This window comes from Clostridium ihumii AP5, from assembly GCF_000612845.1.
In the GTDB taxonomy this organism is placed as follows: Bacteria; Bacillota; Clostridia; order Clostridiales; family Clostridiaceae; genus Clostridium_J; species Clostridium_J ihumii.
The window spans coordinates 25,206-36,806 of sequence record NZ_CCAT010000073.1 but is presented as its reverse complement, the minus strand read 5'-3'; the positions used below and the strand labels follow the sequence as shown (position 1 = coordinate 36,806).

Annotated in this window: 10 protein-coding genes; all 10 read left to right on the top strand. The window is 27.7% G+C overall.

Features of this window, described 5'->3' with window-relative positions:
* Positions 1–525 precede the first annotated feature (525 nt).
* Entirely contained in the window at positions 526–1,722 is a 1,197-nt protein-coding gene (locus BN346_RS15705; protein ID WP_074432731.1) for a glycoside hydrolase family 3 protein, read from the top strand.
* A gap of 612 nt (positions 1,723–2,334) precedes the next feature.
* A complete protein-coding gene (locus tag BN346_RS15700; protein WP_040329852.1) occupies positions 2,335–3,213 on the top strand; it encodes a DNA-3-methyladenine glycosylase family protein in 879 nt (292 codons plus the stop codon).
* A 123-nt stretch (positions 3,214–3,336) separates the two neighbouring features.
* Complete coding sequence (locus BN346_RS15695; RefSeq protein ID WP_040329851.1) at positions 3,337–4,068, top strand: TVP38/TMEM64 family protein; 732 nt, start codon at positions 3,337–3,339, stop codon at positions 4,066–4,068.
* 195 nt (positions 4,069–4,263) lie between these two features.
* Positions 4,264–4,536: a co-chaperone GroES gene (locus BN346_RS15690; protein WP_040329850.1), complete on the top strand. Its 273-nt coding sequence runs from the start codon at positions 4,264–4,266 to the stop codon at positions 4,534–4,536.
* A gap of 33 nt (positions 4,537–4,569) precedes the next feature.
* Positions 4,570–6,195 carry a chaperonin GroEL gene (gene groL, locus BN346_RS15685; RefSeq protein ID WP_040329848.1) on the top strand — a complete coding sequence of 542 codons (1,626 nt, stop codon included), beginning with the start codon at positions 4,570–4,572 and terminating at the stop codon, positions 6,193–6,195.
* Positions 6,196–7,150: 955 nt separating this feature from the next.
* A complete protein-coding gene (locus BN346_RS15680; protein ID WP_040329847.1) occupies positions 7,151–8,806 on the top strand; it encodes a GspE/PulE family protein in 1,656 nt (551 codons plus the stop codon).
* A gap of 18 nt (positions 8,807–8,824) precedes the next feature.
* The gene (locus tag BN346_RS15675) at positions 8,825–10,027 is read left to right on the top strand and encodes a type II secretion system F family protein (protein WP_040329845.1); all 1,203 of its coding nucleotides are present in this window, start codon (positions 8,825–8,827) and stop codon (positions 10,025–10,027) included.
* Between the two features lie 26 nt (positions 10,028–10,053).
* Positions 10,054–10,494 (top strand): type II secretion system protein, encoded by a 441-nt coding sequence (locus tag BN346_RS15670; protein WP_040329844.1) that lies wholly within the window; start codon positions 10,054–10,056, stop codon positions 10,492–10,494.
* A 66-nt stretch (positions 10,495–10,560) separates the two neighbouring features.
* The gene (locus BN346_RS20670) at positions 10,561–11,010 is read left to right on the top strand and encodes a type II secretion system protein (protein ID WP_051540453.1); all 450 of its coding nucleotides are present in this window, start codon (positions 10,561–10,563) and stop codon (positions 11,008–11,010) included.
* A 35-nt stretch (positions 11,011–11,045) separates the two neighbouring features.
* The gene (locus BN346_RS22270; protein WP_051540452.1) at positions 11,046–11,552 is read left to right on the top strand and encodes a type II secretion system protein; all 507 of its coding nucleotides are present in this window, start codon (positions 11,046–11,048) and stop codon (positions 11,550–11,552) included.
* The last annotated feature ends 49 nt before the right edge of the window (positions 11,553–11,601 follow it).

Sequence of the window (11,601 nt, the reverse complement as noted above, 5' to 3'; positions counted from 1 at the left end):
CATATAAAAGACCGCCAAGATTGAAATCTCAGCTACAAAGGAGAAAAAGAAAATTTGTGCCAAACTCTGTAGGCGAGGTTTTAACCTTGCAATTACACGATATTATTTTAAATATTGTATCCATATAAAAGACCGCCAAGATTGAAATCTCAGCTACGAAGGAGAAAAAGAAAATTTGTGCCAAACTCTGTAGGCGAGGTTTCAACCTTGCAATTACACGTTGATATTTTAAATTATATATCCGCATTGAAGAACGCCAAGGTTAAAACCTCAGCTACGAGGGTGTAAGGAGAATTTGTCTCAATTTCTGTAGGTGAGAATTCATTCTTGCCAAATGTTATTGGTATATATTGTTTTTAAGTATTTCTATTCATAAATATTAAGAACCAAGTGAATAATATTAACCATCATTGCTAATTAATTTCAAACATGATAATGAAATAAATTGTAAGATGGGTAGTGTTCTTTTGAGAAAGGGATTACTTTGAGTTTGAACTTGGAATCCTATATATGGAGGTGATGTTTTTGAAAAATAAAGTGAAAATTTTTATTATTTTGATATTTGTGGTGCTAATTATAGGATGTAGTGGTAGTAATAAAATCAGTGTAGATAATAATTTTAAAGTTGAGAAAGAAAAAATAATAAATGAAGATAGGATTGAAAGTAGTGAATTGGATATGGTTAAAAAAGTTGAGAATATGACATTAGAAGAAAAGATTAATCAAATGATGATGATTTCAATAGCAAAGGTTAATGTAGATGGAAACATTATAGATTTTACAGAGGTTGATTATAATACAAGAAAATTTTTAACTGAAAATAAGCCAGGTGGAATTATACTTTTTAAAAATAATATGATAAATGAAGAACAGACAAGAAAATTAACTAGTGATATAAAAGCTATATATAACAATAGTCATTTGATTATAGGGACTGATGAAGAAGGTGGCATTGTTAGAAGAATACCAATAGAAAGTGAAAATTTAAATGCTAATGAAATAGGAAAAACTAAAGATATACAAAGAGCATATAAGTCAGGAGATACTATTGGAAAATCACTTAAAAAATTAGGCATAAATGTGGATTTTGCACCTGTTGTAGATATAAATACCAATCCTAATAATCCAGTTATAGGTGTTAGAGCTTATAGTAATAATGCAGAAGAAGTAGCTAAATTTGCAATGGAGTTTATAAGAGGGTTAAGAGAAAATAATATACTATCAACAGCAAAACATTTTCCGGGACATGGAGATACTGTTGAAGACTCACATGTTGGACTGCCTAAAGTTGAACATTCAAAAGAAAGATTGGAAAATGTTGAATTGTATCCTTTTAAAGAAGCTATAAAAAACAATGTAGATATGATAATGGTAGGACATTTAATAGTTCCTTCATTAGATGATTCTAATTTACCAGCAAGCTTATCAAAAAAAATAATTACCGATTTATTAAAAGAAGAATTAAAGTTTAATGGAATTGTAATAACAGATGCTATGAATATGGGGGCAATAAAAGAAAATTTTGATTATAAAGATGCAGCAGTTAAGGCAATAAATGCAGGAAATGACATAATACTTATGCCTATTGATTTTGTTGTAAATGAAAGTGAAAATTTATATACAGACTTAATTAAGTATGTTGGTTTATCTGTAAAAAAAGGTGAAATAAGTGAAGAAAGAATAAATGAAGCTGTAATTAAAATACTAAGGTTAGAAGTATAAAAAATATAGGGTTTCAAACTGAAAAATGAAAGTACTCTTATTTCAATTGAGAATTCTAATTAATTTAATTGAAAATTGAAAGTTGAAAGTGAATGTAAAAATTGGATTTCCAATTTTAAAAAATGATTTTTTATTAAGTTTGCAGAGCAAATTAGTTGAAAATAATATAAAAACGTAGTTTTTAAGCATTTCTATTTTTAGATATTAGGAACGAAGTGAGTAATATCAACTATAACTTTTCATTCTTAACTCTTACTTGGTTCCAAATATAAAAATAAAAATAAACTGTAAGACTATTAGTATCATTTGATAAATCTATTATTTAAAATTTGAGCTTGGAATCCTATATATAGGGTTCCAAGTTCATCTTCATAATTATTGGTTCCAAAACTTGGATACCCTTAAGAGTGAGACTAGCTCGGAATCATTTTAAAGTTAGTATTCCTTTTGAAAGTAATATATTTACAGCTAAAAAAATAGTTTTGAATTCGAGCTTGTTTCCCTATATAAAACATTTTGGAAAATTATTTTTAAAAAAGAATTTTTATACTCAAATTTTGGTATAATGATAATAATTATATTTACTTTATTTAATTTAGGAAGGGAGATATTATGGATTTTAAAGAAGTTTTAGAAGTAGACGATAAAGTTATTTTAAAGGATGTTAAAAATTTTGAATTAAAAGATATTTTTGATTGTGGACAGTGTTTTAGATGGAATGAAACTGTCAACAATACATATATAGGAGTTGCATTTAGAAAAGTAGTAGAGGTTGAAAAAAGTGGAAATGATGTGATTATTCACAATGCAAATTTAAATGATTTTAACACTATTTGGTGTGATTATTTTGATTTGAAAAGAGATTATTCAGAAATAAAAAAGGAACTTAGTAAGGATGAAATTTTAAGAAAATCTGTAGAGTTTGGAGAGGGTATTAGACTTTTGAAGCAAGACCCTTTTGAAATTGTTATATCATTTATAACTTCTGCAAATAATAGAATCCCAATGATAAAAAGAGCTATAAATAACATAAGTAAAGAATATGGAGATTCTATAGAATATAAAGGAAATACATATTATACATTTCCAACAATAGATCAATTTAAAAAAGCTACATTAGAAGAAGTAGAAGCCTTAGGTGTAGGATTTAGAGCAAAATACATAATAGATGCGGTTGAGAAAATATCTAACAACATATATAACTTAGAAGAAATTAAATCATTAAATGATGATGAGTGCCATGAAGCGTTAAAACAATTTAATGGTATAGGACCTAAAGTTTCAGATTGCATAATGTTGTTTTCAATGCAAAAGTATAGTGCTTTTCCTGTAGATGTTTGGGTAAAAAGAGCAATGCAATATTTTTATGTAGCTCCAGATGTGTCTTTACCTAAAATTAGGATTTTTGCTAGAGATAAATTTGGAGAATTAGCAGGATTTGCACAACAGTATCTATTTTATTATGCTAGAGAAAATAAAATAATTACATAAAAATATCAACAAAATTACAAGTATTTACTTTACTTATTATATTAATATGTAAGAAAAAAACAGGGTTATCTATGTTAATTCAAAATTTAAACCAAAATAGTATCAATAAAATGGGGTGGTAAAGTGAATAAAAAAAGTACTAAGAAGAATTTTAAGGATGTTTTAGATAAGTATATCTTTCATATAATATTTGGAATCTTTGTTTTAGTTACAATAGTAGTACTATATGAATATTTCTTTAAATATGCTGATGTTATAAAAAATCCACAAATGATAAAAGACACTATATTATCTTATGGTATTTTCAGTGGGGTTATATATGTTTTGTTGCAAGTTGTTCAAGTGGTATTTTTCTTTATCCCTGGAGAGCCAATTCAAGTAGTTGGAGGATATATTTTTGGTACTGTTTTTGGTACAATTCTTTCAATTATAGGTATAGCAATAGGAAGTGGAATAGGATATTTAATTGCAAGATACTTAATGAGAAATCAAGTTCAAAAGATGATTGAGAAGAAAGACTTGAAACTATTCAGAAAAATTCTTACCAAAGGTAGCGATAAAATTGTAATATTTTTTGTTTATATAATTCCGGGAATACCGAAAGATGTATTAGTATATTTATGTGGAGTATCTGATGTTGCTTTTATGGATTTTATGTTATACTCTACACTTGGGAGGTTTCCTTGGATTTTAATATCTGCAATATTTGGAAATGGAATAGTAGATAAAAACTACACTACATTAATAATAACAACAGTTGTAGCGGTAACTTTCTTTATATTAGGAGTATTAAAAGGAAAAGATATTTTAAAGAGATTTCATGAACGAAAGAATAAAAAAATTAATAAATTATAAATTATTCTTAAAATAAAGTAAAAGTAAGAAAAACATAGGAAAGTCTATCCAAATCAAAGGAAATGAAGAAAAAATCAATATATAAGAAGTATGGAAAGTTTGATATTAATTAACACTTTAATTATTATAATAATATAAATTAGCACTCTAGGATGAAGAGTGCTAACAAATAAAATTTTTAGGAGGGTTCACATTATGGCAATAAAACCACTTGGTGATAGAGTAGTAATCAAAAGATTGGAAGCTGAAGAGGTGACAAAAAGCGGAATAGTTTTAACAGCAGCTTCACAGGAAAAACCACAAGAAGCAACAGTTATTGCGGTTGGACCTGGTCTTGTAGATGTAAAAATGGAAGTAAAAGTTGGAGATAAAGTATTATTTTCCAAATACTCAGGTAATGAAATAAAACATGAAGGACAAGAATATATCATATTAAAACAAAGTGATATATTAGCGATAATAGAGTAGTAAATATTAATTACAATTTAGGAGGTTTTTGAAATGGCTAAAAGTATTTTATTTGGCGAAGACGCTAGAAGAGCTATGCAAAAAGGTGTAGATGTATTGGCAAATACTGTTAAAGTAACACTTGGACCTAAAGGAAGAAATGTTGTTTTAGATAAAAAATTTGGATCACCACTTATAACAAATGATGGTGTAACAATTGCAAGAGAAATAGAGCTTGAAGATGCATTTGAAAATATGGGAGCACAACTTGTAAAAGAAGTTGCAACAAAAACTAATGATGTAGCTGGAGACGGTACTACAACAGCTACAGTTTTAGCACAAGCTATAATAAGAGAAGGTTTAAAAAATGTAACTGCTGGTGCAAACCCAATGTTAATAAGAAATGGAATAAGAATGGCTGTTGATAAAGCAGTTGAAGAAATAAAACAATATTCAAAACCAGTAAGTGGAAAAGAAGACATAGCAAGAGTTGCTGCAATATCAGCAGCTGATGAAGAAATAGGAAAGTTAATCTCAGATGCTATGGAAAGAGTAGGCAATGAAGGAGTTATAACTGTTGAAGAATCTAAATCAATGGGAACAGAACTTGAAGTTGTTGAAGGTATGCAATTTGATAGAGGTTATTTAAGCTCATACATGGTAACAGATACAGAGAAAATGGAAGCTGTATTAGATAATCCATATATCTTATTAACTGATAAAAAAATAACAAATTTACAAGAAATATTACCTGTACTAGAGCAAGTAGTTCAACAAGGTAGAAAATTATTAATAATAGCTGAAGATATCGAAGGTGAAGCTTTAGCTACATTAGTAGTTAATAAATTAAGAGGAACATTTACTTGTGTTGCTGTTAAAGCACCAGGATTTGGTGATAGAAGAAAAGAAATGCTTCAAGATATAGCTATCTTAACAGGTGGTACAGTTATAAGTGATGAACTTGGATTTGATTTAAAAGAAACTACAGTTGAAATGTTAGGTAGTGCAGAAAGCGTTAAAATTTCTAAAGAAAATACTGTTGTAGTAAATGGAAAAGGCGCTAAGGAAGATATAGCTAAGAGAGTTCACCAAATTAAAGTTCAAATGGATGAAACTACTTCAGAATTCGATAGAGAAAAATTAAACGAAAGACTTGCAAAACTTGCAGGTGGAGTAGCTGTAATTAAAGTTGGAGCAGCAACTGAGACAGAACTTAAAGAAAGAAAATTAAGAATAGAAGACGCATTAGCTGCAACAAAAGCTGCTGTAGAAGAAGGTATAATAGCAGGTGGTGGAACAGCATATGCTAATATAATACCAGTTATTGAAACATTAACTTCAGATGTTGATGATATTCAAGTTGGTATAAATATAATAAGAAAATCATTAGAAGAACCATTAAAACAAATTGCAATCAATGCAGGTCAAGAAGGTTCTGTAATAATAGAAAGAGTTAAGACATCAGCTCCAGAAATAGGCTATGATGCTTTAAGAGGAGAATTTGTAGATATGATAAAAGTTGGTATAGTAGATCCAACTAAAGTTACAAGAAGCGCACTTCAAAATGCTGCATCAGTAGCTGCTACATTCTTAACAACTGAATCAGCAGTAGTTGATTTACCAGAAAAAAACCCATCACCAATGGGAGCTCCAGATATGGGAATGGGCGGAATGTACTAAAATATAATAAAAAGATATAAGTATAAAGCAGAAACTATATAATTTAGTTTCTGCTTTTTTTATATGAATTTGAAAAATATTATTTTATATCTATATCAAAAACCGCCAAGACTGAAGTCTCAGCTACGAAGGATCAAGAAGTTGATGAGTTATATATTTATTTTAAATTTTTATGTAGGGTGGAATTCATTCTACTAATTTAAAGGTGCCAATAAAAATATTATGAATGAAATGAATAATATCATCAATAACTGTCAAATGTCCATTGTCAACTGTCAATTGTTAAAGTAGGCGAGGTTTTAACCTTGCAATTACATGATATTATTTTAAATATTGTATCCATATAAAAGACCGCCAAGACTGAAGTCTCAGCTACAAAGGAGTAATAAGTTAATGCAATGTGTATTTTATGTAGGGTGGAATTTATTCTACCTGGATTTAGAGTGGAATTTAAATCGAAGTCAGTAAAGGTTAAAATCTTAGATACAAAGGGTATATAGAAAATAAATTATTTTATGGCTAATATTTCTTATAGTATTTTTTATAAATCTACTGTAATATAAGTTTGGTTATTTAATAATGATATGAATTAAAACATAATAAAAAAAGGAAACAAAACATGTGTAAACATGTTTTATTATTTTTTAAGATTAACAAATAGTTAAAGTAAATAAAATGGAAAATAAATGAAATTAGAGTATAATAATAGAAAGTAAATAATATTATTGATTAATTTCAAATAAAATAAATTTAATACAAAAAATGGTCTAATTATTACAAATTGCAAGCAAAAATAAAGTCATATGATAATATGAAAATAAAGAAAATATTTATCATATTGCCTTATTAAAAAGATAGATTAAATAAAAATTTGAAAGTTTAAAAGTACTAAATTTTCAGTAGGCATTTGTAAGAATATATTTTTAAAAGTGCTAAAGGAGTTGAGTTCTAAGATATGGCAATATATAAAAAAAGATTAGGAGATTTATTATTAGAGCAGAAAAAGATAACACAATCTCAATTGAATAATGCATTAGAACATCAAAAAAAGGAAAAGAAAAAAATAGGTGAAATACTTGTAAATATGGGTGTTATATCAGAAGATGAAATCTTTAATGTTCTAGAACAACAACTTGGAATTGAGAGAGTATATTTAGATTCAATAGAATTGTCAGAAGAAATAGTGGCAATTATACCAGAGAACATTGCTAAAAAATATAACTTAATAGCTATTGGAAAAAAGGAATTTGAAATAATAGCAGCAACCTCTGATCCACTTAATATATTTGCAGCAGAAGATATAAGGATATTTACAGGTAAGGATGTACACTTTGTAAGTGCGACTAAAGGTGAAGTTGAAAGAGCTATAAATAAGATATATAGCAATATTGTTAGATATAGAGTAACAGATAGGGAAGAAATAGACTTATTTAATAATGAAATAATGGATTCACCTATAGTTAAAACTGTTAATTGGATTGTAGAAAATGCAATTAATGTTAAGGCATCAGATATACACATTGAACCATTAGAAAATAGAGTTAAAGTTAGATTTAGATTAGATGGTCAATTAAAGGAAATAATGTCACTAGATAAAAGTGATTTAAGGGCAATAGTAGCAAGAATTAAAATTATTTCAGGACTTGATATTGCAGAAAAGAGAATTCCTCAAGATGGTAGAATTTTAACAAAAGTAAATGGAATAGATGTGGATCTTAGAGTTTCCACATTGCCAACAGTGAATGGTGAAAAGATAGTTATAAGAATATTAGACAAAAATTCTAACAAAATATCAACAAGTAGTCTAGGGTTAACAGATGAAGATAATGAAAAACTTAAGAGAATAATAAGTAGACCTCATGGAATTATACTTTCAACTGGTCCAACAGGTAGTGGTAAATCAACAACTTTATATTCCATATTAAAAGAACTAAATAAAGAAGATATAAACATAATAACAATAGAAGACCCTGTAGAGTTTTCTATAGACGGAATAAATCAGGTTAATGTAAATCAAAAAACAGGACTTACTTTTGCATCAGGTCTTCGTTCTATTTTAAGACAAGATCCGGATGTAATAATGATTGGAGAAATAAGAGATACGGAAACAGCAGAAATTGCAATGAGAGCAGCAATAACAGGACATTTAGTGTTAAGCACTTTACATACTAATGATGCACCATCAACAGTAATTAGACTTATGGATATGGGAATAGAACCGTATCTTATAGCAACATCTTTAGTAGGTATAATATCACAAAGACTTGTAAGAAAAATATGCCCTTATTGTGGAGATGAGTATGAGGCATCTAATTATGAAAAAGAAATGTTAGGCATAAATAAGAATGAGAGAGTAATTCTAAGAAAAAAAGTTGGTTGTCCAAAGTGCAATAAAACAGGATATAAAGATAGAACTGGTGTATTTGAAATTATGGAAATTGATTCTAAAATCAGAGAAGACATATCAAAATCCGTTAGTATAGATGATATAGGAAAAACGGCTAAGGAAAATGGAATGAATTCTGTAAGAGAAGCCTGCATAAAATTAGTATTAGAAAAAGTTACAACTATTGATGAGTTAGTTAGAGTTGCATATTTAGAAGATAGGTAACTAAGGGAGGCGAATCAATTGACAAATTTCACATATGAAGGTGTAAATTTTGAAGGCAAAAGTGTCCAAGGAGTAATCAAAGCACAGGATAAAAATGCTGCGATGGAACTTCTTATAGAACGAAATATATATCCTAAAGATATAAAAAAGTTAGTACAAAAGAAGAGTTTTTATGAGAAGCATATAAAAAAAGTTTCTTTTAAGGATATTGTTATATTTTCAAGAGAGTTTGCTTTTATAGTAAATGCAGGATTTCCACTTTTAGAAGGGTTAGGAGTAGTTAGAAATCAAGTTAAAAATTCAAAGTTTAAAGAAATACTTGATGAAATATACCTAGGCATTGAAAAGGGTGGTGCGTTGTCAGATGAAATATCAAAGCATAAGGAGTTTCCAGAAATGTATGCCAGTATGATAAAATCAGCAGAAACATCAGGAAACTTAAGTAATACATTAAATGTTTTAGCAGATTATTATGACAAACAGTATAAGATTAAAAAGAAAATAGCATCAGCTATGACTTATCCAATATTGGTATTTGGACTTGCACTTGTAATGATAATTTTTATTATAACTTTTATTATGCCAAAGATGGTTGCAAATATAACTGATGGTGGAGGAACATTACCAGGAATAACACGGGTATTTATATCAATTAGTAATGTATTAATTAATTATGGAATATTAATAGTTATTATGACAGCAGCAATTATATATTTAGTGCGTCAAAGGGTTAAGGATAATAGACAAATTTTAATTAAGTTTCATAGATTTAAGACTAAAATACCCATATTTGGTAGGCTTATAAATATGCTTATTGCAGCAAGATTTTCAAGAACCTTAGGTACTTTGTTAATATCTGGAATAGGAATAATAGAATCATTAGATTTATCAGCAAGAGTTGTTCAAAATGAATATGTTATATCTAAAATGGAATTTGTAAAGGCTAGAGTTGGAGAAGGTGAGTCTATAGGAGAAAGTATAAAAACTATAGATATATTTCCACAAATGTTAGTTGAATCAATAGTTGTAGGTGAGAGAGGTGGAAATTTAGATGAAGTTTTAACTAAAACTTCAGTTTTCTATGAAAATGATATAGATGTTATGACTAATCAGTTATCTTCAATACTACAACCAATAATAATAGTTTTTCTAGGAATAATGATTGCTTTTATAGCAATTGCAATGTATATGCCGTTATTTACAATGTATGACAGTATTTAGAATAAATATATTGGGAGAAATGTATTATGAAGAATAAGGGATTTACATTAGTTGAGATTATTGTAGTACTAGCTATAATAAGTATTTTATCAATCATGGTAGTACCAAATATGAAGGCTTATACAAGAAAAAAAGGAATAATACAGGTTGAAACTCAATGTAAAATTATTAGAAATGCGGTAAATCTGTACAACAGTGAAAATATAAAAGATATGATAAAAAAAGATGATGACATTATAAATGTATTAGAAAAACTTAACAATACTGTAATATTATCAGAAGAAAATAAAATAAATATTGAAAATCATATAAATTTAGATGATGGACATAATATAAAATTTTCAGCAATAGAAGATATAGCATTATATGGTTACGATAAATCAAAAGATAAAAGTTATAATGTGAATAACAAAATGTGGCGCTATGAATTGAATGACAGAAAAAATATATTATTACAAACTCAATAAAGTTAAAGACAGTATAATATTTTAAAATTTTATACTGTTACTAAATAAAATAGAGGGGTGAGGAGTATGAAAAAAATCTCTGGTTCAAGGAAAAAAGGCTTCACACTTGTAGAATTAATTGCAGTCATGACAATCGTTGCAATATTAGCGTTGATGATTGTACCATCGATAACTAATTATAAACACAAAGCTGTAAAAACGGACATTATATCTTCAGGTAAAGTAATACTAAATGCTGTTGATGCAATTAATGCAGAAAAACTAGGAAAAGAAGAAATAATTAAACAGGATGATGAAGTAGGAAAAATTCTTGAAAATTCTGAGGTAAAGGAATATTTAGAGGATGAAGATATTGAAAAAGTAGAAAAACTAATAGATAAGAGTATTACATTACAACAGTTAAGAGAGTATGTTAATAAGAAAGAAAAAGCAAAAGATGTTGAATATGATAAAAATGAAAATCAATTAAAACCAATATCAAAAGGCAAAAGTAATGACAATAGAAAAATAAACTAGTATAAATATTTTAATATTATAGGGAGATTAATAATATGAATTCAATTAACAAGAAGAAGAGAGGTTTTACACTAATAGAACTTATATCAGTAGTAGCTATAATTTTGATATTAGCATTAATAGCACTACCAAGTTTAAGTGGTTACAGAGAAAAAGCAGATAGAAGTAAAGCAGTAGCTTCAGCAAAAATTTTATTAAATGCTGCGGAAACATTTAATGCTCAAGATGGTGGAGACTCATATTATAGAAAAAATGAACAAACAAATGAAGTAGAAAAAACAAATTCAACAGGTGTTATAGGAGATAATTATGCGGTGCAACACATTTTGCTTCCAGCCCATAATTATATAGATTCTTATATGGGTGAAAATGAGCAAAAGAAACTTAGAAACTTGGTTGAGAAATATGGTAGTAATTTTGAACAGCAAATATATGAGAATGAAATAACAATTAAGGATTTAAAAGATTTTGTTGAGAATGAAGGAAAAAAAGTTGATAATTGTAAAGTTTATTTTGAAAAAGGAAAAATAGTGAAAAAATAATTAAGCATAATATTAATTTTCAATAATGAAAATTAATATAAATATTTAG

What these genes read in the sequence shown, in the direction of transcription:
- BN346_RS15700 (WP_040329852.1), top strand. Translation starts at nt 2,335, where the DNA reads ATGGATTTTAAAGAAGTTTTAGAAGTAGACGATAAAGTTATTTTAAAG.
- BN346_RS15690 (WP_040329850.1), top strand. Translation starts at nt 4,264, where the DNA reads ATGGCAATAAAACCACTTGGTGATAGAGTAGTAATCAAAAGATTGGAA.
- groL (WP_040329848.1), top strand. Translation starts at nt 4,570, where the DNA reads ATGGCTAAAAGTATTTTATTTGGCGAAGACGCTAGAAGAGCTATGCAA.
- BN346_RS15680 (WP_040329847.1), top strand. Translation starts at nt 7,151, where the DNA reads ATGGCAATATATAAAAAAAGATTAGGAGATTTATTATTAGAGCAGAAA.
- BN346_RS15670 (WP_040329844.1), top strand. Translation starts at nt 10,054, where the DNA reads ATGAAGAATAAGGGATTTACATTAGTTGAGATTATTGTAGTACTAGCT.
- BN346_RS20670 (WP_051540453.1), top strand. Translation starts at nt 10,561, where the DNA reads ATGAAAAAAATCTCTGGTTCAAGGAAAAAAGGCTTCACACTTGTAGAA.
- BN346_RS22270 (WP_051540452.1), top strand. Translation starts at nt 11,046, where the DNA reads ATGAATTCAATTAACAAGAAGAAGAGAGGTTTTACACTAATAGAACTT.